The following is a 26,931-nucleotide window of genomic DNA, read 5'->3' on the forward strand; positions in this document are numbered from 1 at the left end:
AGGGCAAGCACCCCTCAACCGCCGGCGCTGATAACGCCCGTTCCGAGAAGTCCCAAAAGAATGACGCCGATGACCACCCGGTACCAGACGAAGGGCATGTAGCTCTTGGTGGAGACCAGCTTGAGGAAGACAACGATCACGGCGTAACCGACGACGAAGGCGATCAGGGTTGCAAGCCCCGTCTGGCCCCAGCCTACAGGGTTCTCCTCGCCGATGCTTTTGAACAGCTGGTAGAAACCGGAACCGAACACGGCGGGAACGGCGAGCAGGAAGGAATATCGTGCGGCCGCCTCGCGCGTGTAGCCTAACAGCAGGCCGGCGCTGATGGTGCCGCCCGAGCGCGAGACGCCGGGGATGAGCGCCATAGCCTGCGCGAAACCGAACAGGATGCCATCACGCCAGATCAGCTGGTTCAGCTTGTAGCGCTTCTTGCCGATCCTGTCGGCGACGCCGAGAATGATGCCGAAGACAATCAGCATTACGGCGGTGATATAGAGATTGCGCAGCGAATGCTCGATGGCATCCTTAAAGAACAGGCCAAGCAGCACGATCGGCACCGAGCCGACGATGATCAGCCAGCCAAGCCGCGCATCGGACTTGTCATAGGGTCCGAGGCGAAGGTTCTGCCGGAGCCAGGCGGCGGCGATCCGCATGATATCGGACCAGAAATAGACCAGCACCGCCGCTTCCGTGCCGATCTGCGTAATCGCCGTGAAGGCGGCGCCCGGATCCGCACCGGAGGGCAGAAACTCCCCGGCTATCCTCAGATGCGCGCTTGAAGAAACCGGAAGAAATTCCGTAAGTCCTTGCAAAAGGCCGAGAAATCCGGCCTCCAACCAACCGATGCTCATGTGATTTGATGTCCCTGCTGCGAATCGAATTCGCAGCATTATGCATCAAACCGGGCAAATCCGTGTTGCATCGCACCATGAAAAAGAAGTGCCGGAGGGCTTGGTTTTACCCGTTATTTTTCAGGCTGCCTTCTCCGCAGCCTCGGGATGAAGGGTGTACTTCGCGCCGTTCTTGCACACAACATGGGCGTCGCCCCAGCTTTTCAGCGCCGAGATCACAGGCTTCATGGTTTCGCCAAGTGGCGTCAGCGCATAGTCCACGCGCGGCGGCACCACCGGGAAGACGGTGCGCGAAATCAGGCCCGCCTCTTCCAGTTCCCGCAGCTGCTTGGTGAGCATGCGCTGGGTGACGCTTGGAATGTGGCGGCGCAACTCGTTGAAGCGCAGGGTGCCCTCGTTGATGAGGTGATAGAGGATCACGCCTTTCCATTTGCCGTCGAGAAAACTCAAGGCAGACTCCACCGGGCAGCCCGGAAAATTGCCGGTAAGCTTGGCGCGCGGTCGCGACATCACAGTATCCTTTTTGTATGTATCATCACAAAATGTGCATTCTTGCGATCGATGTTCATATGTATCAAGTAAGAGGCACGCAAACAAGCAAAGGAGACTGTTCATGCGCGCCATCGGTTACAAGACGAGCCAGCCCATCACCGCAACGGATGCCCTTATCGACCTCGACCTGCCGCAGCCGGAGGCGACGGGGCATGATATTCTGGTGGAGGTGAAGGCCGTTTCGGTCAATCCTGTTGACACCAAGGTTCGCCGCAACCAGGCGCCGGAAAACGGTGCTGCCCGCGTGCTGGGCTTCGATGCGGCGGGCGTGGTGAAAGCCGTCGGCGACAAGGTATCGCTGTTCAAGCCCGGCGACGAGGTGTTTTACGCTGGTGTCATCAACCGCCCCGGCTCCAACAGCGAATTCCATCTGGTCGATGAGCGCATCGTCGGCGCCAAACCGAAGTCGCTGAATTTCGAGGAAGCAGCGGCACTGCCGCTGACCGCGATCACGGCCTACGAGACGCTGTTCGACCGGCTACGGGTGACAGAGCCCGTTCCGGGTGCGGCAAATGCTGTTCTGGTGATCGGTGGCGCCGGCGGCGTCGGCTCGATTGCTATCCAGCTTCTGCGCGCACTGACCGATCTCACCGTCATTGCCACGGCTTCGCGGCCGGAAACGATGCAATGGGCCAAAGACCTCGGCGCGCATCATGTCGTCGATCACAGCAAGCCGATTGCCCCGCAGGTGGAAGCGCTTGGCCTTGGTGCACCGGGCTTCGTATTCTCGACCACCCATAGCGACATTCACGCCGCAGACAGCGTGGCGACCATTGCGCCGCAGGGCCGTTTTGCGCTGATCGACGACCCGGCCGGCGGTTTCGACGCCATGGCGTTCAAGCGCAAATGCGTTTCAATCCATTGGGAAATGATGTTCGCCCGCGCGGTATTCCAGACACCCGACATGATCGAACAGCACAAGCTGCTCAATCACGTTGCTGAACTGGTCGATGCCGGCAAGATCAAGACGACGTTGACCGAGGTTTTCGGCACCATCAACGCCGCAAACCTCATCAAGGCCCACGCCTTGATTGAAAGCAACACGGCCAAGGGCAAGATCGTGCTTTCGGGCTTTTGATCTTCACGTCACACGAAGTGGGAGGTGCGCGCCTGATAAAGCGCGCCCTTCCCGGTCAATCGTCTTCCGGATCTTCCGGGCATGGCCATGCGGCAGGCGTCGTCAGGCCGCTCGGCAGTTTTGTCTTGGCGTCGCCGCAGGCGATGTCGATCTGTTTCTGCTCAAGGCCGGTGGCGGCGGAAAGATCGACCCCCTCTATGCGGGTCAACAGCAGGAAGGCGTTGGCAAAATCCACCGCGCCGCCGAGCTTTGCGCCCTGGAAGCTGGCACGCGACAGGTTGGTCAGCGAAAATTTCGAGCCGGACAGGCTGGCATCTTGAAACTCGGCACGCCCGAGTTCAGCCTTGGTAAAATCTGCGCCGTCCAGCTTGGCCTTGTTGAAATTGGTCCGCTGCATTTCCGCATTGATGAATTTTGCGCTGGTGGCGTCGGCGGCGGAAAAGTCACTGCGGTAGGCTTCCACCTTCGTCAGGTTGGCGCCCTGCAGGTTCGCCTCTCCAAGAGCCGTCCGGATGAGTTTCGCCTTTTCAAGATTGGCGCCCTTCAGCGAGGAGCCGCGCAAATCCGTATAGGTGAAATCCGTGCCGTAAAGCATCGCCGAATCGAGGTTGCTGCCGCCCAGCATCAGGAGCCGCTTGTTGCATTCGCGCCAGTCGATGCCGGCCATGGCGTCGGCGCGGCAGCTGGCGGCCATCAGCGGACTGCCACTGAGCGAAACGGCAACTACCATACCTGCCGCCAGACCGGCGACGATCCTTGTATTCCGCACGATATTCAGCCTCTGAAAGCCGGACATTCCATCACTCCTGCCGCCGGGCGACGGCCCAAACGCAACATATGCACATTCAAGGCGTTACCGCATCCCTAGCCCACAATCCATGGACCATGCAAAGCTACAACACCCCAACATCCTATATGTAAGAAATCGAAGGGCAATCCACAAATACTAGGGGGGACGAGACTTTCGATGCCTCGCGCACGAGACGTCATCCTTTCGCTCGTCGCGAGGATCCAACCACGTATCGTGAAATCAATCGGTTGCAGATGCCCGGGGCAAGCCCGGGCAAGACGAAGGTTGCCGGCAGACCAGCACCGCGATCACATATTGGCGTAAACCGGCCCTTCGCCACCCTGCGGCGGCACCCAGTTGATGTTCTGGTTGGGGTCCTTGATATCGCAGGTCTTACAGTGCACGCAGTTCTGCGCGTTGATCACGTAGACCTCCTCACCGTCCTTCTCCACCCACTCATAAACGCCGGCAGGACAATAACGCGTCGAAGGACCGGCATAGACGTCGTGTTCGGAACGCTTCTGCAAGTCCATATCCTTCACCTGAAGATGCACCGGCTGGTCTTCCTCATGGTTGGTGGAGGACAGGAACACCGATGACAGCCGGTCGAAGGTCAGAACACCGTCCGGTTTCGGATAGGCGATCGGCTTATGTTTGGAGGCCGGCTCAAGGCTCTGCGCATCCGTCTTGCCGTGTTTCAGCGTGCCGAAAACGGAGAAACCGAACAGCTGGTTGGTCCACATGTCGAGACCGCCAAGGCCGACGCCAACAAGCGTGCCGAACTTCGACCACAGCGGCTTGACGTTGCGCACCCGCTTCAGGTCCTTGCCGATATCGCCGTCGCGCCATTCCGCCTCGATCTCGGCCACTTCATCATGGGCGCGACCGGCGGAAATAGCCGCGGCGATCTTTTCCGCCGCCAGCATGCCCGACAACACCGCATTGTGGCTGCCCTTGATGCGCGGCACATTGACGAACCCGGCCGAACAGCCGATCAGCGCGCCGCCGGGGAAAGTCAGCTTCGGCACCGACTGGTAACCGCCCTCGGTAATCGCGCGCGCGCCATAGGAAATGCGCTTGCCGCCCTCGAAAGTGTCACGGATAGCCGGATGCGTCTTGAAGCGCTGGAATTCCTCGAAAGGATAAAGATAGGGGTTCTTGTAATTGAGATGCACCACGAAGCCGACGGCGACGAGATTGTCCTCCAGATGATAGAGGAACGAGCCGCCGCCGGTCTTGAAACCGAGCGGCCAGCCGAAGGAGTGCTGCACGAGGCCCTGTTTGTGGTGTTCCGGCTTGACCTGCCAGAGTTCCTTGATACCGATGCCGAATTTCTGCGGTTCGCGATCTTTCGAAAGGTCAAACCTGGAAATCAGCTGCTTGGCGAGCGAACCGCGCACGCCCTCGCCGATCAGCACATATTTGCCATGCAGCTCCATGCCGCGCGTGAAGGCGGGGCCGGGTTCACCGTTCTTCTCGATGCCCATATCGCCGGTGGCGACACCGATCACTGCGCCTTCTTCATTATAAAGCACTTCGGTGGCGGCAAAGCCCGGATAGATCTCGACGCCGAGCGCTTCCGCCTTTTCCGCCAGCCAGCGACAGACCAGCCCAAGCGAGACGATATAATTGCCGTGATTGTTCATGAGCGGCGGCATCATGAAGTTCGGCAGACGGATGGAGCCCGCAGGGCCTAAGAACATGAACTGGTCGTCCTTGACCTCGGTCTTGAAGGGATGCCCCTCTTCCTCACGCCAGCCGGGCAGAAGCCGGTCGATGCCGATGGGATCAACCACGGCACCTGAGAGAATATGCGCGCCGACTTCAGCACCCTTTTCCAGAACGACGACCGAAAGCTCCGGCTCGACCTGCTTCAGACGGATCGCGGCGGCAAGGCCCGCAGGACCCGCACCGACGATCACAACGTCGAATTCCATCGCTTCGCGTTCCGGCAGTTCCATCGCTTCCGTCATCTTGTCCTCTCACCTCGCCGGTCCCATCCGGCTGTTGTTATATCCGCTTCCGGCATTCGCACCGTGTTGCCTGCACTGGCCGAAAAGCCCGTCTGCGACAACACATTCGCCCTAGCCTGTCTTCGCAAAGCACGACGCCTTTGTCGAGCTTCCATAGCGGCAAAACATGTCGCACGCCACTCAATTGTCAGACAACCTGATGAGTATTTTATTACTTTTACGTGCACGTAAGATTGAGAATAGGAGTTGAGTGGGTGGGCGTCAAGGTTTGTCATTATTTGATGGCAAAGGATTGCCAATTCCAAGGATTGCACCGAGCCTAAGTCGCCAGGGCGGTCAGGACGCTTCCCGCCGTTCATTGCAGCTCGCACTCCCAGCCATCCAGTCGGCCGAAAACTCGAGCTGCAAAGTGTTTTTCCGCCAAGGCCGACCCAGCCGGGCTAACGCCGCTCTTCCGACTCTGACCTCAGCAATGACGAGATCAGGTCAGTACAAGAGTTGCTTTCAGGCAAAAACGCGTGCGCTGTTTTCCAAGTCTCCGGCAACTTTGATGTATGGCGTGGGGCCAAAACTGATCCGGGCCACACCAAGGTCTGCCAGCTCTCGGATATCTTTCAGGTCGCCCGATATCATAACATTGACCGGTAAAGTCGTGCGGTCGCATATTTCTTTGATCAGCTTTTTGTCTTTTAGCCCGGGCACGAAAAAACCATCTGCTCCTGCCGCCTTATAGGCTGCCCCGCGAGCGAGCACCTCATCCAGCAAGACCGCATGATCGATGCCCTCATCTGCCTTGAGAAACACGTCCGTTCTCGCATTGATGAAGACCGGGACACGGTGGTCTTCGGCAGCGCTGCGAATAGCTCGAAGCCGGTCCACCTGATAATCGACATCATAGAGGCCCGTCCCGTGCACCACCTGATCCTCGAAGTTCAATCCGATGACGCCGAGGGTGAGCAGACGACCTACGTTGCGCCTGACCGTTGCAGCATCACTCGAATAACCGCCTTCAAAATCCACAGTGAGAGGCAGATCGATGCATTTCATTATTCGAGCGACGACCGCCAGTGCGTCATCGAGCGGCATCTCCTCACCATCCGAATAGCCTTGCGCGGCAGCAACGGACCAGCTTCCGGTTGCAATGGCCTTCGCACCGCTGCGGGCAACGGCCATCGCGCTTCCTGCATCCCAGATGTTGTAAAGGACGATGGGATCGCCCGGAATGTGCAAGCTTCGAAACTTTTCTGCACGTTCAATCTGATTGCTCATTTTGGTGTCTCCCGTGTGCTATCTTTGAGCTTTCGCTCAATTTCGATCAGCCGTCGCCTGTTCTAAAGGCCGCGGCCGTTACCTGGAAACGACTAGCACCGGGAAAATGCTCAGAACGCCGATTTTCGGGCACCTATTTCTTTTTGTCTAAAATTACGAGAGTCCTCTACTTGCGAATCAGGATGAGTACCGCAAGCAGCTAAAATCAAACATCCCGTTCAAACCGCCCATTCCTCATCCGTCGTAAACACAATCGTCAGCCACCGATCCGTCCCCTCGCCGCCGAGTGCATCGCCGATCTCGTCGCGGATCGCGTCCCATTCTTCGAGACGCCGGGGTGGCCAGTTTTTCGGGACGATGAAGAAGAGTTCGATCTGGCGGCCTCGCCCCACGCGGGCGACATAAGAATAGTGCGAGGCGAAGCCGAATTTTTCGACGGTTTCGGCCGCTACCCTGTCCACATGCTGCTTGAATTCAAAAGGCGTCACCAGAAGGATGTCGGCGAGCGCCTGCTTCACATTGCCGAGCGGCATGGGAATGATGATGAGGCAGACCAGCGCCAGAACGGCGGGGTCGATATAGGGCGCGATCCACTGATGCGCCGTTCCCGTCAGCCCGTAGCCGATGGCGAAGGCGAGGAACAGGGCCGCGCTCAGGAGCGCGCTCATCAGCCAGCTTTTGGCGTCCAGCGCCACGAAGGCCGATTTCAGTCTGCGGTTCTGGCGTTTGACGAACCATGCCATGATGAGCGAAACGGCAAAGCTGACGAAGGTGACGATGATGGCGTAATCGAACTCGATCGATCTGCCGCCGTCCATCAGGCTGTCGATGGCGTTGATCAGGGCATAGATCGCAGCGCCCATCAAAAGCGTGCCGTTGAGGCCGAGGACCATCGGCTCCAGATGCCAGAAGCCCATGGTAAAACGCTCTGCCAGCCGGCCACCGGGCCGTGGGGCGGCGGAAGCCGCGATCAGCCGCGCCACCAGTAGCGCCAGCACCGTCATGAAGGCATCCGTCAGGGCATAAACGCCATCGAACACCACCGCGAAAGAGCCGGAAAACAGGCCTGCACCAATGCCGAACGCGGCCAGAAGAACCGTGATGGCAATTGAGAATTTCAGCAGAGATTGTTCGGTCATGACGCGTATTTAACCTTCAAAAGCGGGCGCCGCCTTCCTATAAACAGCACAGATGGAGCGGGATAGCGAAAACTGTGGACGGTTTTCGCCTGTAGTCACGCTTCGATTCTTTGATCTGCTGCAAACAAGACAGGACAAAACCCATGGATCTCGGCATTTCCGGCAAACGCGCCCTCGTTCTCGCCTCCTCTCGCGGCCTTGGGCTGGGCATCGCCACGGCGCTGGCGAATGAAGGCGTGCATGTTCTTCTCGTTGGCAGAAGCAGCGAAAAGCTGGACGCGAACTGCAAGACGATCAATGCACTCGGCAAGGGCAAGGCCGACTGGGTGCGGGGCGATCTTGGCGACGACAATTTCGTCGAGGCCATGGTTCAGGCCGTGAACGACAAGCTCGGCGGCATTGACATTCTTGTCAACAACACCGGTGGCCCGACGCCGGGTCTTGCGCAGGAGATCACGACCGAGAAGCTGGAGAGCTTCTTCCAGTCGATGGTGCTGCGCGTCATCACGCTCACCAATGCGCTGCTGCCGCAGATGAAGAAACAGGGCTTTGGCCGCATCCTGACCGTTGCCTCCTCCGGCGTGTTCGAACCCATCCCCAATCTGGCGCTCTCCAACACGCTGCGTGGGGCGCTGGTGGGCTGGAGCAAGACATTGTCGAGCGAAGTGGCCGGTTTCGGCATCACCTCCAACCTTCTTCTGCCCGGCCGCATCCATACCGACCGCATCGACGAGCTGGATGGCGCCAATGCCAAGCGCCTGGGTAAAAGCATGGAGGAAATCCGCGAGGCTTCGGTCAAGAGCATTCCGGCAGGCAGGCTTGGCACGGTGGAAGAATTCGCCGCCGCCGGGGCTTTCCTCTGCTCGGTTCCGGCAAGCTACATCACCGGCACAATGCTGCGGGTGGATGGCGGCGCGGCGAAATCGAACTGACGCCGGTGCGACGCCGGAGCGGTCAAGAGGCCGCTCCGTAGACTACGAAGCGGTTTCTGCCGGTATTCTTGGCTTCGTAGAGTGCCGTGTCGGCGCGGCGCAGCACATCGCTCGCGCTCTCGCCGGGATCGGCAAAGGCAATGCCGGCCGAACAGCTGTAACGGAAATCCGGCACATCGCTCAGCGGCGATGCCTCGGTCAACGTCGCCAGCAGCTTCTGCATGGTGCTTTCCGCGCTCAGCATTCGCGACCCGCTGAGAACGAGCAAAAACTCCTCACCGCCGATCCGCCCCACCAGATCGTCCCGGCCGATCGCGGCGGAAAGCCGGGTGGCGAAATCCTTAAGGACGAGATCGCCGCAGGCATGCCCGAAACGGTCGTTCACCGCCTTGAAATGGTCGATATCCATGATGATCACCGCAAGCGCCTGCGCCTTGTTGGGGCCAAGCATCTGGTTGAGGATATCCATGGCATAGCGGCGGTTGCCGAGGCCCGTGAGCTCGTCGCTCAGCGCCGATTTCAGCGCCCTGTCGCGCTCCTGCCGCAGATCGCGCAACTGGATGCCAAGCTCGGAAACATCGGTCACGACACACAACATCCAGCCGCCCGGCAGCGTCGTTTCCGTCGTCAGCATCCAGCGTCCATCGTTCAGGCTGGTTTCGATGGTGCGGTAAGGCAACTTGCCGCGCCTTGTCCGCGCCGAGCGCAACCACAGTTCGAAATCGGTGGTTTCGACCGCCGTTCCTGTCGAGCTGCGATACCCGCCGCGCATCAGCTCCATCCAGCTCGGAAAACCGTCCGGAGCCATGCCCAGCGCCTCGCGGAAGGCCGCATTGGCAAAGCGCAACTCGTCGCTGCCATCGAAAAGGGCATAACCCTGCTGCGATGACGCCATGAGGTTCATAAGCTGGGAATGGAAAATTTCCACGTCGCCGCGAACGAGGACCTCCGGCCCGGGCGGCACATCTTGGAGGGCGGAACATGCCTGCTTGCGGGACATCTGGACTTCCGGGTTACAACGCGACAGCTACAATTAAGAAAGCTCCCTGAGGATATAGCCTTTATTTATACTTTGCGATTGCGAAAAAATATTTAATTTGCATGGCGAAACTGTATTTATAACGGAAAATTACTTTATTCTAATGTTTTAATAAACCGAGACGTGGCGCTTGCCATTCTGCCGGGCCTGTGCAATCAACCGCCCTCCTCTGACATCGGGATGCCAAATGCGTCCCTTATTCTCACGCCGGGCCGCCTTTGGGCCGGGCGAGCATTTCTATCGGCGACAAGGATATGGCGATGACGCAAAAGCGGGCACTGGGCCTCGATTTCGGCACGACCAACACGGTCATGGCTCTTTCCGACGGCGGCGGCGAAAGCCGCTCCATGCAGTTTACCAGCAGCGCGGGCACGGATGACAGCATGCGCACCGCGCTCTCCTTCATGAAGGATTCGGGCCTTGGTGCGGCTGCCCTGCACGTGGAAGCGGGCCACGCTGCCATCAGGCAATTCATCGACAATGCGGGCGATTGCCGCTTCCTGCAGTCGATCAAGACATTTGCGGCCTCGCCGCTCTTTCAGGGCACGTTGATCTTCGCCAAGCGCCAGAGCTTCGAGGATTTGATGGACGTGTTCCTGCGCAAGCTGAAAACCTATGCGGGCGCAGAGTGGCCAAGCGACGTCTCGACCGTCATCGCCGGTCGCCCCGTGCGTTTCGCCGGCAGCAATCCGGATGAGACGCTGGCGCTCTCCCGCTACAACGAAGCGCTGACGCGTGCCGGTTTTCCGGAAATCCACTATGTCTACGAGCCGGTGGCGGCCGCCTATTATTTCGCCCAGAGCCTGAAGAAGGACGCCAATGTGCTGGTGGCGGATTTCGGCGGCGGCACCACCGACTATTCGCTGATCCGCTTCGAGACCCATGCCGGCAAACTTTCCGCCACCCCCATCGGCCATTCCGGCGTCGGTGTCGCCGGTGACCATTTCGACTTCCGCATGATCGACAATCTGGTCTCGCCGGAAATCGGCAAGGGCAGCAAGTTCAAGAGCTTCGACAAGGTGCTGGACGTGCCTTCCGGCTACTACGTGAATTTCGGTCGCTGGAACCAGCTGTCTATCTTCAAGACCTCGAAAGAATTCACCGATCTGAAATCGCTGGTGCGCTCGGCGCTGGAGCCGGACAAGCTCGAACTTTTCATCGATCTCGTGGAGCATGACGAGGGTTATCCGCTTTATCAGTCGATTTCCGCCACCAAGATGGCGCTGTCCTCGGCCGAAGAAGCGGAATTCAACTTCGCGCCGCTCGGCAAGGCCGGTCGCAAAATGGTCAAGCGCAGCGATTTCAACAACTGGATCGCCGACGACCTCGCCAAGATCGAGGGCGCGCTGGACGAGGTTCTGGAGAAGACGCAAGTCGCGCCTGAGGCAATCGACAAGGTGTTCCTCACCGGCGGCACCTCCTTCGTGCCGGCGGTGCGCGAGCTTTTCACCCGTCGTTTCGACGCGGACCGGATCGAAACCGGCGGCGAGTTGCTCTCGATTGCCCATGGTTTGGCCATGATCGGCGAAAGCGGTGACATTCAGCGCTGGACAGCGTGATTTACGGGTTCCCCGGGCGGGGAACATGGGATAATTTCACCCCATGATCGCCGCTCACGACCTCTCCCCGGCCGAACTCGCCGCGCTTCTGCATTTCCATGCGGATGCGGGCGTGGACTGGTTGCTGGAAGACGGACCTGTTGACCGTTTCGCCGAATTTGCCGCCTCCCGCCCTGCCCGACCGGGAGCGCGTCAGGAAAGTTCTGCGCCCGCACACCAGATGGACAGCGGCACGGAGCGTCGTGCCGATGCTCCGCAGCGGCAGACGGCAGGTCGCAGCGCGCCGACGAGAGGCGCGCCGCCTGCTCCGGCACTTCAGCAGAATGTTGCCATGCCGGACGAACAGGCCGTGGCGGCTGCCCGTTTTGCGGCTGAAAGCGCAAGGTCGCTTTCCGAACTGAAAATCGCGCTTGAGGGTTTCAGCGGCTGCAACCTCAAGAACAGCGCCCGCAACACGGTATTCACCGAAGGCGACCCTGCTTGCGCCGTCATGGTGATCGGCCCGATGCCGGATGCGGATGACGACCGCGAGGGCCAGCTTTTTGCCGGCAAGACCGGGCTGCTGCTCGACCGTATGCTGGCCGCTATCGGCCTTGACCGCGCACGCATCATGCTCGGCAATGTCGTGCCCTGGCGTCCACCGGGCAACCGCCCGCCGACTCAGGCCGAAATGGATATCTGCCGCCCCTTCATCGAGCGCCAGATCGCACTTGCGGAGCCGAAACACCTGTTGCTTCTTGGCAACTTGACCGCACGTTTCTTTTTCGGCGGCACCGGAACGATCCATACGCTGCGCGGACAGTGGCGTGATGTCGCAGCCGGGCACCTGGTTTTACCGGCGCTGGCGAGCCTGCATCCGCAGGAACTTCTAAACGCACCTGCCAGTAAGTCATTGGCATGGCAGGATTTATTGGCGTTTCAGGCAAAAATCTCCGAAGGCTGATTGCCTGATTCTTACTCAGAGTAAACGAAGTATGAAAAAAGCCATGCGTATTACGCATAACAGCGGCGCGCTGACCCGGCTTGCCGAATCCATGCTGCACTGCGATAAGCCAGCCTGTGTCTTGGGAGGAATTCGGTTTAAGGAACCAAGGCAATGACCACTCGCTTCCGTCCGGTACATTCCGGCTTTGAAACGCTCCGACTGGCGGGCCTCGGCCCTCGCTCCAGTCAGGGTTACCATCGTTTCGGCGCTGCCGCTAACGAACAGATGACCGCACGTGCTGCCATGCAGCAGGTTCGCGTGACACGTCCTGCAGCTGTCTTTGCGGATTTCCGCGAGCGCTGAGAGCACTCAGGCCGGTGTAAAACCGGTCCATATCTTTGATTGCGCGCTGGCGTCTTTCTTCGGGAAGGCGCCTTTTGCATTTGCGGGACTAGGCGCCGACACGACAACGGCTCTGGCGCCGACGATGCCGCATGTTTGCGACCTCCGCCAAATTTGGTGCGTCACCCCTGCGGCGTGGAGGCCTTGCGTGCCGCGCGTCTCGCCAGGCCCAGCTGGTGCTCGCGGAAAATGATGAAGATGCCGGCGAAAATCACGATTGCCGTGCCGATCAGCATGGTGAGCGTTGGAATGTCTCCGAACAGGATATAGGAGACCGCTATCCCGAAAACGATGGAGCTGTATTCGAAGGGCGCGATAGTGGAGACCTCCGCGTGGCGATAGCTCTCCGTCAGAAAGATCTGTGCAACGCCGCCACAAATGCCGCTGGTGATCAACAGCACGGCCTGCTTGGTATCCAGAGCGCTCCAGCCGAAGGGTACGCTGACGAGCGACAGCAAGGTGGCCGTGAGCGAGAAATAGAGAACGATGGTCGGCGTCTTTTCCGTTTCCACCAGTTGCCGCACCTGGATCATTGCGAGACCGCCAAGTGCTGCCCCGCAGAGCACGGCAATCGCGCCCAGCCCCTCGCCCGCAGCAAAACCGCCTTCGCGCAACAGGGTCATCTTCGGCCACAGGATAACCAGCACGCCCATCATGCCAACGAAAACCGCGCTCCAGCGGTAGATGCGCACCTTCTCGCGCAGGATGAAGGCGGCGAACACGACGGCCAGCAGCGGTGAGGCATAACCGATGGCGATGAATTCCGGCAACGGCAGCAGCGTCAGCCCGTAAAACCCGCAGGCCATGGAGAGAATGCCGAGAAACCCGCGCTTGAAATGGCCGATGAGATTGTTGGTGTGCAGCGCGCTCGTCAGCGCATGCAGCCAGGCAAGATAAACAACGATGGGGATGATGGCGAAAGCGGAGCGGAAGAAAGTGATCTGACCGGCCGGCACATCGGGACCGGAGGCCTTGATACAAGTCTGCATCACCAGAAAAAAGCCAACCGAAATCAGCTTCAGGCTTATCCCCCGAAAGGGATTTGTCGGTTCGGCGTTCATCGGCAGTTACTCATATCGGCTGCGCAAACACGCCATCGGGAGATTGTTCATGCGGGGGAGGACGACGCGGGGGAATTGGATTTGCCCAAGGCTAGAGCATTCCCGAAGCGCTTTACAACAAAAAATGTTATTTACCCATGAATTCCGTTGATCTGGTGATGCGCAGGATTGCTTTCCCCGGCTTGTGGCCTCCTCACCCCCATTGTTCAGGCCTTCAGCCCTGATGGCGACGTGAGAATCAGACCAAAAGCGACACGCGCTAAAATTTGAAGAAAATAAAATACAATTTCAGCAATCGTTCAACATTTGCTGGCATGGTCCGCAGGTCCGGCAGCGGCAGGATCGTCTGCAGGGCCGGCAAAGCCTTCCATGGCAGGACAGAACGTCCTCCCGATGCGCACATGATTGTGACGAATACTCTACCTATTTTACATCCGGGCCTTATGACGACATGATGCCCGGAGGACAACGACAAAGTTATTCAGGAACAGTCATGCGAACAGACACGGGCCAGATCGTTCACCTGGCAGATTACCGCCCCACCGATTTCGTTCTGGAGCGGGTGGATCTCACCTTCGAACTCGACCCCAAGAATACCAAGGTCGAAGCCCGTCTGATCTTTCATCGCCGAGAGGGCGTCGATGTGTCAGCGCCGCTCGTTCTCGATGGCGACGAGTTGACGCTTTCGGGCCTGCTGCTCGATCAGGTGGACATTCCCGCAAGCCAATATGACGCGACGCCCGATAGCCTGACGATCCGCGATCTGCCTGCGGCGACGCCCTTCGAGATCTGTGTCACCAATTACATCAATCCGCAGGTCAATACGCAGCTGATGGGGCTTTACCGCACCAACGGCGTTTATTGCACCCAGTGCGAGGCGGAAGGTTTCCGCCGCATCACCTATTTCCCGGACCGGCCCGATGTTCTGGCACCCTATACGGTGACGATCATCGCCGCGAAGGAGGGCAATCCGCTGCTGTTGTCGAACGGCAACTTCCTCGGCGGCGGCAATTACGATGAAGGCCGCCACTTTGCAGCCTGGTTCGATCCGCACCCGAAACCCAGCTATCTCTTTGCGCTTGTCGCCGGCGATCTCGGCGTGGTGGAAGACACGTTCACCACCCTTTCCGGCCGCGAAGTGGCGCTGAAGATCTATGTCGAGCATGGCAAGGAGCCGCGCGCGGCCTATGCCATGGATGCGCTGAAGCGCTCGATGAAGTGGGATGAGGAACGCTTCGGCCGTGAATACGACCTCGATATCTTCATGATCGTCGCCGTGTCCGATTTCAACATGGGCGCGATGGAGAACAAGGGTCTCAACGTCTTCAACGACAAATTCGTGCTGGCCGACCCGGAAACTGCCTCCGACGCGGACTACGCCAATATCGAGCGCATCATCGCGCATGAATATTTCCACAACTGGACCGGCAACCGCATCACCTGCCGCGACTGGTTTCAGCTGTGCCTGAAAGAAGGCCTGACGGTCTATCGCGACCAGGAATTTTCCGCCGACATGCGCTCGCGCCCGGTCAAGCGCATCGCCGATGTGCGTCACCTGAAATCGGAGCAGTTTCCAGAGGATTCCGGTCCGCTGGCCCATCCACCACGCCCCGATACCTATCGCGAAATCAACAACTTCTACACGACGACCGTTTATGAAAAGGGCGCCGAAGTCACCCGCATGATCGCCACGATCCTTGGCGAAGACGACTTCAAGAAAGGCATGGACCTTTATTTCGAACGTCATGACGGCGAAGCGGCGACTGTTGAGGATTTCGTCAAGAGTTTTGCCGATGCCAGCGGCCGCGACCTGTCGCAGTTTTCGCTGTGGTACACCGAGGCCGGCACGCCGCTCGTCTCCGTTTCCTCCGCTTACGATGCCGCCAAGGCGACCTTCAGGCTGACGCTGGAACAGACCGTCGCACCAACGCCCGGCCAACCGGTGAAGCAACCGCGCCATATTCCGCTTTCGCTGGCGCTGATTCTCGACAATGGCCAGATCGCCGAGCCGCAGGCTGTCACGGGCGGCGAATACCGCGACGGCGTGCTGCATCTGACCGAACGCAACCAGACATTCTCCTTCTCCGGCATTTCATCGCGCCCAGTGCTGTCGCTCAACCGCAGCTTCTCGGCGCCGATCAACCTGCATTTCGAACAGAGTGCTGCCGATCTGGTGCAGGTTGCCCGGCACGAGACGGATATGTTTGCCCGTTTCCAGGCGCTTACCGATCTCGCTTTGCCGGCGCTGATTGCCGCTACCAGGGCCGTGCAGAACGGCCAAGAAGTAAGCTCGGACGCCGACCTCATCGCAACGCTGATCGAAATCGTCGGCGATGCTTCGCTTGAACCCGCTTTCCGGGCACAGGCGCTGGCGCTGCCGAGCGAAACGGACATCGCTCGCGAACTGGGCGGCAATACCGACCCGGACGCCATCCACAAGGCACGCAACGCGACGATCAAGGCCATTGCCACGGCCGGTATCGAGACGCTCCGCGGGCTCGCCGACAGCGACAGCAATGGTGAAGCCTACAGCCCCGATGCCGACAGCGCCGGACGGCGTTCGCTTCGCAACGGCGCGTTGAGCTTCCTTGCTTTTGCCGAGGGAACGCCTGACAGGGCGGCAAAGGCCTATGCCAGCGCCACCAACATGACCGATCTTGCGCACGCGCTTGGTGTGCTGACCCAACGTTTCCCCGACAGCACGGAGACAAAGGAGGCGCTTGCCGCCTTCGAAGCCCGCTTTGCCGACAATGCGCTGGTTCTCGACAAATGGTTCTCGCTGCAGGCCGCCATTCCCGGCGACGGCGCGCTGGAACGTATCAAGGCGCTGATGACGTCGAAACACTTCATAGCTTCCAATCCCAACCGGGTACGGTCGCTGGTGGGCACGCTCGCCTTCTCCAACCCGACCGGTTTCCACCGCGCCGATGGTGCCGCCTATCGGTTCCTCGCCGAGCAGATCATAGCCATCGACAAGCGTAACCCGCAGCTTGCCGCGCGCATTCTCACCTCCATGCGCTCCTGGCGGTCGCTGGAAGCAAGCCGCGCCGAACACGCCAAGGCAGCACTTTCGACGATCGCCGAAGCAAAAGGTCTTTCGACGGATGTCAGCGATATCGTCGGGCGTATTCTTAAAGGATAATACCCGGCGAACATTCGCCAACTCCCCTATTCCGGACAATGCGTGTGCGCCGTCTTGATTTCCGTCAAGGCGGCGCAACGCGTTGCGCGACACAATCGTCAGCGACAGGCCGGAACGCGGCCGCAAGCGGAAAGGGATTTCAAATGACGGATATTTCCAACACCAGCAATTCGTTCCAGCGTTTCATCGCCGAAGCCCCGGCCCATCAGGCTGTATGGCTTCAGGCCGTGCAGGGGCTGGGTGCGGCGTCCACGCTGGATGCCAAGACGCAATGCCTGGTCTATATCGGCATTCTTGCCGCACTGCGGCTTGAAGGCGGTGTGGCATTTCATGTGCTGGAAGCCAAAGCGCATGGCGCAAGCCGTGACGATATCATCAGCGCGGTGCTGACCGGGCTTCCTGCCGCCGGAAACGGCGTTCTCGGCGCACTTGGACCTGCTCTCGAAGCTTTCGACAAGGCTTGAGAACCACCGGACGTAACACGCCGGAACGTCCCAGACCGACTATCGGGGTGTCGGTTTTTCCAATGCCTGGCGCCGCTGTGCAGACCGTAACGCGCTGTCCCGAAAAAATACGGAGTCGGTTCAAGGGGTTAAAATTCTTTTAACTTTTGCCTCTGGACACGGCGAATCGCATTTGATTCACTATGCCTATTCGAGCGGCGGCGCTTCGAATCAGTGGGGATATCTTGAAGGCGGGACAATGACGAACGTGCGGCGGGCGACTGCGGGCGATGAGCGGCCGTATGCCAAATTTTCTGATCTTGCGGCCTGGGGCGAAAGGCTTTCCAGCGACCTGATGGGTTTGATGAACGGCTCCGACCGCCCGATGCCGCAGGTCGAGACCCTGCTGAAGCGCCTCATTCCCATTCTCATTCTTGCATTTCTCGTCGTCATCGCGGCGTCACGCATGCTGGGCATTGTTGCCGAATATAGCCGCATGGAAGAGGCAGCCCGCCACTCTACCGCACTGACAGCGCTGACGGCCAAAGCAGCCCTTATCAACAACGGTATTGTCTTTGCCTCGCAAGAGCGCACCCGCGCAGAGGCGAGCCTTGCCGCAGCGCTGCCTTCGGGCAGCCTTGCTGATGGCACCATGGTGCTTCTGTCGGGCAGTAACGGCCGGATTTTCGCCGGCGCCGGCAAGGGCGCCACGCTTTATATCGGCACCTCCCTGCCGGCTTTGCTTCCCGAAATCGCCATTGTTCAGCGTTTTCCCGGCGCGCCCGGCACCATCGAAACGAATATCGACAACCAGCCGCATTATGCGACGATGATCCCCTTCGGGGACGATGGCGGCATGGTCATCGCGGCGCGCTCGCTTGAGCCGATCCGTTCTTTCTGGCGCAGCGAAATCGCCATGAACGTGACGCTGTTTGCCGGAATCTCCTCGATCCTTCTCGTCGTACTCTACGCCTATTACATGCAGGTCAAACGCGCCCGCGATGCCGACGACATCTTCGCCGAATCGAACCTGCGGGTGGAGACGGCGCTGTCACGTGGCCGCTGCGGCCTGTGGGACTTCGATCTTTCCACGCGGCGCATGTTCTGGTCGGGCTCGCTCTACGAAATCCTCGGCAGACCGCCGAAGGCCGCACCGCTGTCCTTTTCGGATGCGGCGCGCATGATGCATTCCGAAGATGGAAACCTCTACGAGCTTGCTCGTGCTGTCGGCTGCGGTGATCTGCGCCAGATCGACCAGATCTTCCGCATGCGCCACGCGAAAGGCCACTATGTCTGGCTGCGTGCCCGTGCCCAGGTCATCCGCACCAATAACGGCCCGCGCGTCATCGGCATCGCCATGGACGTGACCGAGCAGCACCGCCTTGCGCAACGTTATGCCGAGGCAGACCAGCGCCTTGCAGACGCCATCGAATCCACCTCGGAAGCCTTCGTGCTGTGGGACAAGAATGACCGTCTCGTCATGTGCAACACCCATTACCAGAAGGCTTACGGCCTGCCGGACAGCGTTCTGGTAGCGGGCACCGAAAAGAGCGCCGTGCAGGCGGCTGCGGCGCGCCCGGTCGTGGAGCGGCGCGTTGCGGACCCCGATCAGTCCGGCCTTTCGCGCATGACGGAAGTGCAGCTTGCCGATGATCGCTGGCTACAGATCAATGAACGCCGCACCCGTGACGGCGGCCTCGTCTCCGTCGGCACCGACATTACGCTTCTGAAACGCCATCAGGAGCGCCTCCGTGACTCCGAACGCCGGCTGATGGCCACCATCGGCGATCTTTCCGCCTCGCAGCATAAGCTGGAGCGGCAGAAGACGGAGCTTTCAGACGCCAACGCCAATTATCTCGCCGAAAAAGAGCGCGCCCAGGCGGCAAACCTCGCAAAGTCCGAATTCCTCGCCAATATGAGCCATGAGCTACGCACGCCGCTCAACGCCATTCTCGGCTTTTCCGACATCCTGCAAAACGAGATGTTCGGGCCGGTTGGCTCGCCGAAATATTCCGAATATGCCCGGGATATCCACGACAGCGGCAAGCACCTCCTAAATGTCATCAACGACATTCTGGATATGTCCAAGATCGAAGCGGGCCATATGCGGATCAACCGCGAGACAATCGATCTCGCGCCGCTGATCGAGGAAACCCTGCGGCTGACCGCCATCCAGGCGGAACAGAAGAACATCACCGTGCAGCAGAAGGTCTGCGCCGGGCTGACGATGCAGGGCGACCGCCGCGCCATGAAGCAGATCATGCTCAACCTTCTGTCCAATGCCGTGAAGTTCACCGGTAATGGCGGCCGCGTAGCGCTGCGCACCCATGTGCATCAGGCCGCCATGATCCTCACCATCGCCGATACCGGCATCGGCATTCCCGCCGAGGCGCTTGACAAGATTGGCCAGCCCTTCGAGCAGGTGCAGAGCCAATACGCCAAAAGCCAGGGCGGCTCAGGCCTCGGGCTCGCCATCTCGCGCTCGCTCGTCAGGCTGCATGGTGGCACGATGAAAATCCGCTCCTGCGAAGGCAGAGGCACGGTGGTGACGATTATCATCCCGCATGCGGCAGGGTGCTGTGGCACGGTGCATTGAGGAATATTGGGCTATGCCCGCTGCGTTGCAGTAAGTGACGGCAGAACGCGCGATACCCACTATCACCCGCCATTCTTCACCGTTGCCACAAACGCCTTCCTGACAACCTTCGCCAGCCGCTTCACCTCGCCCTCCAGCGTGGAAATATCCGGGCAATCCCCGGCCCGGCAAACCAGATCGATAAGACCGGCAGGGGCTTCCTTCGGATTGAAAGCACCGTCGATGCACAGCCGCACGATCTGCGATATCTCGGTGTAAAGCGCCGTCGCCGCCATGCAGTCGTCGAAGGATTGCTGCTCCATCACCGGGGCGGCCAGCACCTGCAATGCCTCTGCCGTGTTGCGACCCGGTTCGTGCGGCTGGAGACCCCTGGCAGGACCGACCAGCGCCAGATATTGGGCGATGAATTCGAGGTCGATCAGCCCACCATTGATGAGCTTGAAATCCCAGATATTTTCCGGCGGCTTTTCCTGTTCAATGAGACTTCGCATTTCCAGCACATCGGCTGAGACTTTCGCCACATCGCGCTTCTGGGACAGTACCGAGGCGATGATGCCGCGCGCATCTTCCATCAGCGAGGCTTCGCCACAGATCAGGCGAGCGCGGGAAAGCGCCATATGTTCCCAGGTCCAGGCTTCCTCGCGCTGGTATTTCTCAAAGGCGGAAATGCGCGTCGCCACCGGCCCCTTGTTGCCGGAGGGGCGAAGCCGCATGTCCACCTCGTAAAGCACGCCCTCGGCTGTGGGTGCCGATAGTGCGGCAATCAGCCTTTGGGTGACGCGAGTGAAGTAACGCACCACATCGAGCGGTTTTGCGCCGGTCGATTCATGGGCGGCATCGTCGTAATCGTAGAGGAGAATGAGGTCGACATCCGAACCCGCGGTCAGCTCGAAGGAGCCGAGCTTGCCCATGCCCATCACGGCCACGCGCCCGCCCGGATATGGCCCATGCGCCGTCTCCATCTCCGAGAGAACGGCATTCAGGGCCGCTTCAATTACCAGATCGGCAAGATGGGTGAAGGCGCGGGCGGCGATCTCGCCACGGATCGCGCCTGTCAACAGCCGCACGCCGATGAGAAAGCGTTGCTCGGCGGCGAAAATACGGAGCCGGTCGAGAATATCCTCGTAGTGGCGGGCATTGGAAAGGAAATTGCCCATGCGCTGGGCAAGATATTCGCGCGTCGGCACGTCGCTCATCAGCGCCGGGTCCAGCATGCCGTCAAAAACATGCGGGCGGGCGGCGATGATTTCGGCAAGGCGCGGGGCCGACGACATGATCGTCACCAGCAGCGACAACAGCGCCTGATTGTTGCCGAGCAGCGAGAAGAGCTGGATGCCCGCCGGCAGCCCGGAGAGGAAATTATCAAAGCGCAGCAGCGCCTCATCCGCCCGCTTGCTTTCGCCAAAGGCGCGCAGCAGATCCGGCGTCAGCTCCGTCAGCCGCTCGCGCGCCTCGACCGATTGCGTTGCCCGGTACCGGCCATTGTGCCAGGTGCGGATGACGCGGGAAATATCCTCCGGCCGCTGAAAACCAAGTACTGAGAGGGTTTTCAGCGTATCTGGATCGTCCTTCTGGCCCGTGAAGACCAGATTGCCTGCCTCACCAGAGAGTTTCGTCTCCTGTTCGAACAGCGCCGAATAACGGCGCTCCACCAGCCGCAGCACCTTTTCCAGCTTCTCGGAAAACGCCTTGGTATCTTCAAAACCGAGCATGAAGGCAATGCGCTTCAGTTCGGTTTCGGTGTCGGGCAGCACATGGGTCTGCTCGTCGCGCACCATCTGAATGCGGTGTTCCACTTCGCGCAGGAACCAGTAGGCGTCCGTCAGGCTGTCGCGCGTTTCGGCATCGATCCATTTCGCTTCGGTGAGCGCCGCCAGCGCCTCCTGCGTCGCGCGGACCCTGAGCGCCGGCATACGTCCGCCGGCAATCAGCTGCTGCGTCTGCGCGAAGAACTCGATCTCGCGGATGCCGCCGCGTCCGAGCTTGACGTTATGGCCCTTAACCGCAATCGCGCCATGGCCCTTATGCGCATGGATCTGCCGCTTGATGGAGTGAATATCGGCAATCGCCGCGTAATCGAGATATTTGCGGAAGATGAAAGGTGTCAGTTCGCGCAGGAAATTGTCACCGGCCTTCAGATCGCCCGCCACCGGCCGCGCCTTGATATAGGCGGCGCGTTCCCAGTTCTGACCCCTGCCCTCGTAATAAAGCAGCGCCGCTTCCACTGGAATGGCGAGCGGCGTCGAGCCGGGGTCTGGCCGGAGCCTGAGATCAGTGCGGAAGACGTAACCGTCTGCCGTGCGTTCCTGCATGATACGCACGAGGCGGCGCATCATGCGGCCGAAATTCTCCGTCGCAGCATACGGATCGTCGATAATGCCGGCAGAAGGTTCAAAGAACACCACTGCGTCGATGTCCGAGGAATAGTTCAGTTCGCGCGCGCCGAGCTTGCCCATGCCAAGCACGATCAGGCCGGAACCTTCGCTTGGCGCGGCCACGTTCTTCAGTTTGAGCTTGCCGGTCTCATGGCCGACAAGCAGCAGGTGGTCGATGGCGGCCGACAGCGAAGCATCCGCCATGTCGCTCAGCCAGCGCGTGGTATCGCGGGCGGTGAAGATGCGCGCCAGATCGGCAAGCGCTGCGACGAAGGAAAGCCGACGCTTGGCGATCCTCAAGCGCGACATCACCTCGTTTTCGACGGGCACGCCGCCCTCTTGCCCCGGCCTCCAGCAATCGCGCGCTTCACGGACGAGATCGGCCAGTAGTGGCTCCAGCGGCTTCGAAATCGCGAGCGTCAGCAGCCCCTCATCCGCCGCCGCCATATCGCGCAGATAGGGCGACAGCGTGAAAGCCGCAGCGATGAAGTCCTTCAGCGGGCTTTCGGCGGCAAGAAGCGCGGCCACAGCTGGCTCGCCCTTGGCGATATCCTTCAGCGTGGAGAGAACGGATTTCAGTTCCGTCTGCGTATAGGGGCGGATAACTCCCGGCAGAACCTCGCTCAGCCGCCTTTCAGCGGTTTCCCGTTTCGTCACTGTCTCTCTCCCTCTCCCGAGCGACCCATCCTTGCGCTTCGACCGTGCCTGATTCTCAGGAAGGATCGCTCCCCGCAAAATCGTCCTGCCGCCACGCATTGTCGAAGCTTCCGGGCGCATACACTCCGCGTTGTAACAAATGCGTGGCGCTTTGCGATCAGGAAAACCGTTTTTGCCGATCTTTTCCGCGGTCCGGCCTGCGGAAGCGCCATTTCAGTCCTGGCCGGCAATCTCGCGTAATGTCTCCGCAATTATGCCCACGTAGCGTCCTGCTCAACGAAACCCGACTCCCAGGTTTTGCAACGCTTGATGCTGCAACGGATATGATCATGAAACAGATTTTTACAGTGAAATGGCAAAAGAACCTGCGTGCAATGGCGTTGTGCCTGACCGCGCTGCCCCTGGCGCAGGCCGTCTGCACGCCCGTCCTCGCTGCTGATCTCGGCAAATCGGACAGGTTCGCCGAACCGCAGGGCAATTTCGACAATGCCCGCTACAGCAGTTCCAGTGAGTGGAAAATCACACTTGGCATGGGTGCTGCCTACGCTCCCAAATATGAGGGCTCGGACAAGCTGGAAGCAGGCGCGGTTCCCCTGGTTTCCGTTGAGTATGGAGATACGCTGAGCATCGATTTCAGCGGCGTCACCGTCAACCTGCTGAACAGCAACGGCTTCAGACTGGGCGTCAAGGGCGGCTGGGAAGCCGGGCGCAAGGAAAAGGACGACAAGAAAAATCTTCGCGGAATGGGTGACATCAAGGCGGGCGGCGTGGTCGGCGGTGTTATCGCTTATGGCATCGACCCCTTCGAGGTCTATGCGAAGGTGGACAAGACCATCAACGGCAGCGAAGGGTTGACCGCAACCGTCGGCGCCAGCGTTTCGCACAAAGTCGACCAGTTCATCCTTGGCGCGGACCTCTCCGCCACCTGGGCGGACGACAAGCACATGAAATCCTATTTCGGCGTCACCTCGGCCCAATCCGCCCGTTCCGGCCTGCGCCGCTATGACGCCAAGGCAGGCTTCAAGCGCATCGACGCCAGCGCCTCCCTCACTTATCTTATGACCGAGAACTGGTCGATCACCGGCGCCGGCGGTGTTGGCTTCCTGCTGGGCGATGCCAAGGACAGCCCCCTTTCGAAAAAGGATATTCAGCCGTTTGCGATGGTGGGCGTGGCTTATACGTTCTGACCCGATGGCGACGTGGCGTTGCGGGGATGCGTAACCATCTCCGCAACGCCGTCACGTGTCTGTCCCGCCGCCTGAAATTGTCGCCTGCCCTGGGCGGAGGATCGTCGCTAAGTTCAGAGAATCCTGTCCCTGTATTCCGGCGGCGCCACCCAGCATTGCGCGCGTTTTCCAAACCAACGGTAGCGATTGCGGGCGACAAAACGATAGACGGGATCGCGCAGAAATGCGGGAATTATGCGCAACATGCCAAGCAGCCGCCAGGGCATGCCAAGCGCCTCATAGATAGCAAGAACACCGTCGCTGTCCTGTCGCACCCTCTCGCCATCGACGACGAGCAGGCTGACCGGATTTTTGGGGTCCATTCCGTGCCGCCGGTAGATTTCCGTGCCGACGGCTCCCTGCATGGAGGCCAGCCGGAAATATCCGGCCTTGTCATGCCGCAGCACAAATTGCGCATTCACGGAACACAGCACACATTCGGCATCGAACAGAATGATCGGTCCATGGTGGTCGCCGACCAAGGGGGCCATGTTTGCCATCGATCATAAGTCCTTTTGCCGATCGCGATGCGATCCCCTCATAAAGTGCAGCTGTAGAACCTTATAAGATATTCTTCCGATCATCTTTCAATTCAATCTCGAGAGACGATTATTTCTCGGAGGTGAACGAATTTCCGCACAAATAGCGGTGACCAGCCGGTGCTGGTGTCGGCGGCGTTGGACAGCGCGGCTTACTGGGTCGAAACGGGAAAGATCATCGAGACGGTCAGGCCCGGGCAGACGGAATTCGTAGTGTCGGTGTCCGACAGCGCGAGCGATCCGCCGTGCAATTCCATCACGGCCTCCACCAGCGACAGGCCGAGCCCCGTGCCGGGTTTGGAGCGGCTTTCGTCCAGCCGCACGAAACGTTTCAGCACCTCGCCGCGCTTGTCGGCAGGGATGCCGGGGCCGTTATCGGAGACGGACAGCACGATGCCGTCCGGTTCGCTCACCAGACGCACGATGAGTTTCTTGTCGCCCTCGCATTCGCAGGCATATTTCATGGCGTTGTCGATGAGGTTCGAAAGCGCCTGGCCGATCAGCTCACGGTTGCCCTGCACCGAAAGACCGGGTTCGATCTCGGCCTCAAGCGTAAGTCCCGCGTCCTCGGCTACCGGTTCGTAAAGTTCGGCGCTGTCGGCGGCGATTGCCGACATGTCCACATCGGTCATTTCGGCGGCGATGGAGCCGGCCTCGACGCGGGAAATCATCAACAATGCATTGAAGGTGCGGATCAACTGGTCGGATTCGGCTATGATGCCTTCGAGTGCCGCGCGCCGTTTCGTCTCGTCGTTGTCATCCAATGCGGCGGCCGCCTTGTTGCGCAGCCGCGTCAGTGGTGTCTTGAGGTCGTGGGCGATATTGTCGGACACCTGCCGCAAGCCCTCGTTCAGCTTTTCGATACGGCCGAGCATGGCGTTGAGCGATCCGGACAGCCGGTCGAACTCGTCGCCGGAGCGGCCCTGCGGCAGGCGCTGCGAAAGATCGCCGGCCATGATCTTCTTGGTCGCTGCCGACATGCGGTCGATGCGTTTCAAGGCATTGCGGCCGATGCCGAACCAGATGAGCAGCGCACCGGCGCTCATGATGGCAAGCGCCACCATCAGTGCATTGCGCACCAGCGCCCGGAATTTGGTGGGTTCGCCGAGATCGCGGCCGATCAGGATGCGCAGGCCGTTGTCCAGCATGAAGACATTGGCGGTCGCCATATGCTGCACGCTGTCGCCGCTTTCGGAATAACGTTCGTAACGGAAGGGGAAACCCGTCCAGCCCTCCTTGTCAAACACGCCGGGCTGCACGGAAGCGACGTTGCCTGCAAGGATTTCGCCATTGGGGCCGGCGATGATGTAAAGGCTCGCCCCCGGCTGGCGGGCACGGCGCTCCATCATCCGCAACAGCGGGTTGATGCCGCCGCGATTGTAGATGCGCTGCACATCCGACACTTCCTGCAGCACCGCGTCACGCGTCTGTTGGTTCAGCAGCCGTTCGGAAAGGGCGGTGACATAAAAGACCAGAAAGGCGGCGCAGAGCGCAAACAGCAGGATATAGAGCGCAGAAAGGCGCACCGCTGTTGACCGGAACAATATTCTGAGGCGGACCATTTTCGCCAATCAGCCCTCATCCTTCATCATGTAACCCGCGCCGCGAATGGTCTTCAGCAGCGGCTTTTCGAAGTCCTTTTCGATCTTCGAACGAAGGCGGGACACATGCACGTCGATGACATTGGTCTGCGGGTCGAAATGATAATCCCAGACGTTTTCCAGAAGCATGGTGCGGGTCACCACCTGGCCGGCATTCTTCATGAGATATTCCAGCAGGCGGAACTCACGCGGCTGCAACAGGATTTCCTTGCCACCGCGCCGGACATCGTGGGAAAGCCGGTCAAGTTCGAGATCGCCGACACGGTAGACCATGTCCTGTTCGGGTTTGCCCTTGCGGCGGCCCAGCACTTCGATGCGGGCGAGAAGTTCGGAAAAGGCATAGGGTTTGGGCAGATAATCATCGCCGCCGGCACGCAGGCCGGTCACGCGGTCGTCCACCTGCCCAAGCGCCGAAAGAATGAGAACCGGCGTTTCGATGCCGCGCCGGCGCAGCTCGCTGATGACGGAAAGTCCGTCGCGGCGCGGCAGCATGCGGTCGATCACCATCACGTCATAGGAATTCTCGCAGCCCATGAACAGGCCGCTTTCACCATCGCTCGCGTGGTCGGCAACGATACCGACTTCCCGGAACGCCTTGGTCATATAGGCCGCAGCCTCGAGATCGTCTTCAATAACAAGAATCTTCATGTGCGGGACAATAGCGCCCTCGCCCTTTTCCGCACAACCGGAAACAGATGCGACAGACATTTCCTGAACCTTGTTTTCCATGAGATTTCCTCCTCGGTTCTGACTGGACCGGCTTTGTGGGTCCTTGTCTTCTC

Annotated in this window: 21 protein-coding genes; 9 read left to right on the plus strand and 12 right to left on the minus strand. The window is 59.8% G+C overall.

The window, feature by feature from the left end; translation table 11 throughout:
- Positions 1–14: 14 nt before the first annotated feature.
- A complete protein-coding gene (locus ACQZ45_RS04355) occupies positions 15–851 on the minus strand; it encodes an undecaprenyl-diphosphate phosphatase (protein ID WP_003512187.1) in 837 nt (278 codons plus the stop codon).
- A 120-nt stretch (positions 852–971) separates the two neighbouring features.
- A complete protein-coding gene (locus ACQZ45_RS04360) occupies positions 972–1,361 on the minus strand; it encodes a winged helix-turn-helix transcriptional regulator (protein ID WP_003512185.1) in 390 nt (129 codons plus the stop codon).
- A 103-nt stretch (positions 1,362–1,464) separates the two neighbouring features.
- Between ACQZ45_RS04360 and ACQZ45_RS04365 the strand changes: the two genes are divergently transcribed.
- On the plus strand, positions 1,465–2,481 hold the full coding sequence (locus ACQZ45_RS04365) for a zinc-binding alcohol dehydrogenase family protein (RefSeq protein WP_013635768.1): 1,017 nt from the start codon (positions 1,465–1,467) through the stop codon (positions 2,479–2,481).
- A 55-nt stretch (positions 2,482–2,536) separates the two neighbouring features.
- Here the strand turns inward: ACQZ45_RS04365 and ACQZ45_RS04370 are convergent, their stop codons facing one another.
- The 4 genes from ACQZ45_RS04370 to ACQZ45_RS04385 all read right to left on the minus strand — a co-directional run bounded on the left by ACQZ45_RS04370 (position 2,537) and on the right by ACQZ45_RS04385 (position 7,652).
- Positions 2,537–3,277 (minus strand): pentapeptide repeat-containing protein, encoded by a 741-nt coding sequence (locus ACQZ45_RS04370; RefSeq protein WP_013635767.1) that lies wholly within the window; start codon positions 3,275–3,277, stop codon positions 2,537–2,539.
- 302 nt (positions 3,278–3,579) lie between these two features.
- Complete coding sequence (locus ACQZ45_RS04375) at positions 3,580–5,244, minus strand: electron transfer flavoprotein-ubiquinone oxidoreductase (protein WP_003512172.1); 1,665 nt, start codon at positions 5,242–5,244, stop codon at positions 3,580–3,582.
- A 504-nt stretch (positions 5,245–5,748) separates the two neighbouring features.
- A complete protein-coding gene (locus tag ACQZ45_RS04380; RefSeq protein WP_065658115.1) occupies positions 5,749–6,513 on the minus strand; it encodes an isocitrate lyase/PEP mutase family protein in 765 nt (254 codons plus the stop codon).
- Positions 6,514–6,731: 218 nt separating this feature from the next.
- On the minus strand, positions 6,732–7,652 hold the full coding sequence (locus ACQZ45_RS04385) for a cation diffusion facilitator family transporter (RefSeq protein ID WP_003512170.1): 921 nt from the start codon (positions 7,650–7,652) through the stop codon (positions 6,732–6,734).
- Between the two features lie 143 nt (positions 7,653–7,795).
- On the opposite strand from ACQZ45_RS04385, the gene ACQZ45_RS04390 reads away from it, so the two are divergent.
- Positions 7,796–8,584, plus strand: coding sequence for an SDR family oxidoreductase (locus tag ACQZ45_RS04390; RefSeq protein ID WP_065688149.1), 789 nt, complete (start codon positions 7,796–7,798; stop codon positions 8,582–8,584).
- Between the two features lie 22 nt (positions 8,585–8,606).
- Here the strand turns inward: ACQZ45_RS04390 and ACQZ45_RS04395 are convergent, their stop codons facing one another.
- On the minus strand, positions 8,607–9,584 hold the full coding sequence (locus tag ACQZ45_RS04395; protein ID WP_162696048.1) for a sensor domain-containing diguanylate cyclase: 978 nt from the start codon (positions 9,582–9,584) through the stop codon (positions 8,607–8,609).
- Between the two features lie 299 nt (positions 9,585–9,883).
- On the opposite strand from ACQZ45_RS04395, the gene ACQZ45_RS04400 reads away from it, so the two are divergent.
- From ACQZ45_RS04400 to ACQZ45_RS04410, 3 genes are all read left to right on the plus strand, one after another.
- A complete protein-coding gene (locus ACQZ45_RS04400) occupies positions 9,884–11,182 on the plus strand; it encodes an Hsp70 family protein (protein WP_003512167.1) in 1,299 nt (432 codons plus the stop codon).
- A 43-nt stretch (positions 11,183–11,225) separates the two neighbouring features.
- On the plus strand, positions 11,226–12,125 hold the full coding sequence (locus ACQZ45_RS04405) for a uracil-DNA glycosylase (protein WP_113291432.1): 900 nt from the start codon (positions 11,226–11,228) through the stop codon (positions 12,123–12,125).
- Positions 12,126–12,278: 153 nt separating this feature from the next.
- The gene (locus tag ACQZ45_RS04410) at positions 12,279–12,470 is read left to right on the plus strand and encodes a hypothetical protein (protein WP_003497027.1); all 192 of its coding nucleotides are present in this window, start codon (positions 12,279–12,281) and stop codon (positions 12,468–12,470) included.
- A gap of 161 nt (positions 12,471–12,631) precedes the next feature.
- Here the strand turns inward: ACQZ45_RS04410 and ACQZ45_RS04415 are convergent, their stop codons facing one another.
- Positions 12,632–13,570 (minus strand): DMT family transporter, encoded by a 939-nt coding sequence (locus ACQZ45_RS04415; RefSeq protein WP_003512165.1) that lies wholly within the window; start codon positions 13,568–13,570, stop codon positions 12,632–12,634.
- A gap of 493 nt (positions 13,571–14,063) precedes the next feature.
- On the opposite strand from ACQZ45_RS04415, the gene pepN reads away from it, so the two are divergent.
- The 3 genes from pepN to ACQZ45_RS04430 all read left to right on the plus strand — a co-directional run bounded on the left by pepN (position 14,064) and on the right by ACQZ45_RS04430 (position 19,751).
- A complete protein-coding gene (pepN, locus tag ACQZ45_RS04420; protein WP_113291431.1) occupies positions 14,064–16,712 on the plus strand; it encodes an aminopeptidase N in 2,649 nt (882 codons plus the stop codon).
- 143 nt (positions 16,713–16,855) lie between these two features.
- The gene (locus ACQZ45_RS04425; protein ID WP_113291430.1) at positions 16,856–17,176 is read left to right on the plus strand and encodes a carboxymuconolactone decarboxylase family protein; all 321 of its coding nucleotides are present in this window, start codon (positions 16,856–16,858) and stop codon (positions 17,174–17,176) included.
- Positions 17,177–17,414: 238 nt separating this feature from the next.
- Entirely contained in the window at positions 17,415–19,751 is a 2,337-nt protein-coding gene (locus tag ACQZ45_RS04430; protein WP_019564062.1) for a PAS domain-containing sensor histidine kinase, read from the plus strand.
- A gap of 62 nt (positions 19,752–19,813) precedes the next feature.
- Here ACQZ45_RS04430 and ACQZ45_RS04435 read toward each other — a convergent pair whose 3' ends face one another.
- Entirely contained in the window at positions 19,814–22,783 is a 2,970-nt protein-coding gene (locus ACQZ45_RS04435; protein WP_113291429.1) for a bifunctional [glutamine synthetase] adenylyltransferase/[glutamine synthetase]-adenylyl-L-tyrosine phosphorylase, read from the minus strand.
- Positions 22,784–23,106: 323 nt separating this feature from the next.
- Here ACQZ45_RS04435 and ACQZ45_RS04440 point away from each other — a divergent pair, with 323 nt between their 5' ends.
- On the plus strand, positions 23,107–23,970 hold the full coding sequence (locus ACQZ45_RS04440) for a MipA/OmpV family protein (RefSeq protein WP_162736163.1): 864 nt from the start codon (positions 23,107–23,109) through the stop codon (positions 23,968–23,970).
- A 113-nt stretch (positions 23,971–24,083) separates the two neighbouring features.
- Here the strand turns inward: ACQZ45_RS04440 and ACQZ45_RS04445 are convergent, their stop codons facing one another.
- The 3 genes from ACQZ45_RS04445 to ACQZ45_RS04455 form a co-directional block, all read right to left on the minus strand.
- Complete coding sequence (locus tag ACQZ45_RS04445; protein WP_003512153.1) at positions 24,084–24,509, minus strand: thiol-disulfide oxidoreductase DCC family protein; 426 nt, start codon at positions 24,507–24,509, stop codon at positions 24,084–24,086.
- 191 nt (positions 24,510–24,700) lie between these two features.
- The gene (locus ACQZ45_RS04450) at positions 24,701–26,110 is read right to left on the minus strand and encodes an ATP-binding protein (protein ID WP_113291525.1); all 1,410 of its coding nucleotides are present in this window, start codon (positions 26,108–26,110) and stop codon (positions 24,701–24,703) included.
- Positions 26,111–26,119: 9 nt separating this feature from the next.
- Positions 26,120–26,878 carry a response regulator transcription factor gene (locus tag ACQZ45_RS04455; RefSeq protein WP_013635754.1) on the minus strand — a complete coding sequence of 253 codons (759 nt, stop codon included), beginning with the start codon at positions 26,876–26,878 and terminating at the stop codon, positions 26,120–26,122.
- Positions 26,879–26,931 lie beyond the last annotated feature (53 nt).

The organism is Agrobacterium sp. 16-2014-1-2a (assembly GCF_053522705.1).

Excerpts from the sequence above, each read along its gene's own strand:
- ACQZ45_RS04355 (WP_003512187.1), bottom strand. The coding sequence starts at position 851 with ATGAGCATCGGTTGGTTGGAGGCCGGATTTCTCGGCCTTTTGCAAGGA.
- ACQZ45_RS04360 (WP_003512185.1), bottom strand. The coding sequence starts at position 1,361 with ATGTCGCGACCGCGCGCCAAGCTTACCGGCAATTTTCCGGGCTGCCCG.
- ACQZ45_RS04365 (WP_013635768.1), top strand. The coding sequence starts at position 1,465 with ATGCGCGCCATCGGTTACAAGACGAGCCAGCCCATCACCGCAACGGAT.
- ACQZ45_RS04370 (WP_013635767.1), bottom strand. The coding sequence starts at position 3,277 with ATGTCCGGCTTTCAGAGGCTGAATATCGTGCGGAATACAAGGATCGTC.
- ACQZ45_RS04375 (WP_003512172.1), bottom strand. The coding sequence starts at position 5,244 with ATGACGGAAGCGATGGAACTGCCGGAACGCGAAGCGATGGAATTCGAC.
- ACQZ45_RS04380 (WP_065658115.1), bottom strand. The coding sequence starts at position 6,513 with ATGAGCAATCAGATTGAACGTGCAGAAAAGTTTCGAAGCTTGCACATT.
- ACQZ45_RS04385 (WP_003512170.1), bottom strand. The coding sequence starts at position 7,652 with ATGACCGAACAATCTCTGCTGAAATTCTCAATTGCCATCACGGTTCTT.
- ACQZ45_RS04390 (WP_065688149.1), top strand. The coding sequence starts at position 7,796 with ATGGATCTCGGCATTTCCGGCAAACGCGCCCTCGTTCTCGCCTCCTCT.
- ACQZ45_RS04395 (WP_162696048.1), bottom strand. The coding sequence starts at position 9,584 with ATGTCCCGCAAGCAGGCATGTTCCGCCCTCCAAGATGTGCCGCCCGGG.
- ACQZ45_RS04400 (WP_003512167.1), top strand. The coding sequence starts at position 9,884 with ATGACGCAAAAGCGGGCACTGGGCCTCGATTTCGGCACGACCAACACG.
- ACQZ45_RS04405 (WP_113291432.1), top strand. The coding sequence starts at position 11,226 with ATGATCGCCGCTCACGACCTCTCCCCGGCCGAACTCGCCGCGCTTCTG.
- ACQZ45_RS04410 (WP_003497027.1), top strand. The coding sequence starts at position 12,279 with ATGACCACTCGCTTCCGTCCGGTACATTCCGGCTTTGAAACGCTCCGA.
- ACQZ45_RS04415 (WP_003512165.1), bottom strand. The coding sequence starts at position 13,570 with ATGAACGCCGAACCGACAAATCCCTTTCGGGGGATAAGCCTGAAGCTG.
- pepN (WP_113291431.1), top strand. The coding sequence starts at position 14,064 with ATGCGAACAGACACGGGCCAGATCGTTCACCTGGCAGATTACCGCCCC.
- ACQZ45_RS04425 (WP_113291430.1), top strand. The coding sequence starts at position 16,856 with ATGACGGATATTTCCAACACCAGCAATTCGTTCCAGCGTTTCATCGCC.
- ACQZ45_RS04430 (WP_019564062.1), top strand. The coding sequence starts at position 17,415 with ATGACGAACGTGCGGCGGGCGACTGCGGGCGATGAGCGGCCGTATGCC.
- ACQZ45_RS04440 (WP_162736163.1), top strand. The coding sequence starts at position 23,107 with ATGATCATGAAACAGATTTTTACAGTGAAATGGCAAAAGAACCTGCGT.
- ACQZ45_RS04445 (WP_003512153.1), bottom strand. The coding sequence starts at position 24,509 with ATGGCAAACATGGCCCCCTTGGTCGGCGACCACCATGGACCGATCATT.
- ACQZ45_RS04450 (WP_113291525.1), bottom strand. The coding sequence starts at position 26,110 with ATGGTCCGCCTCAGAATATTGTTCCGGTCAACAGCGGTGCGCCTTTCT.
- ACQZ45_RS04455 (WP_013635754.1), bottom strand. The coding sequence starts at position 26,878 with ATGGAAAACAAGGTTCAGGAAATGTCTGTCGCATCTGTTTCCGGTTGT.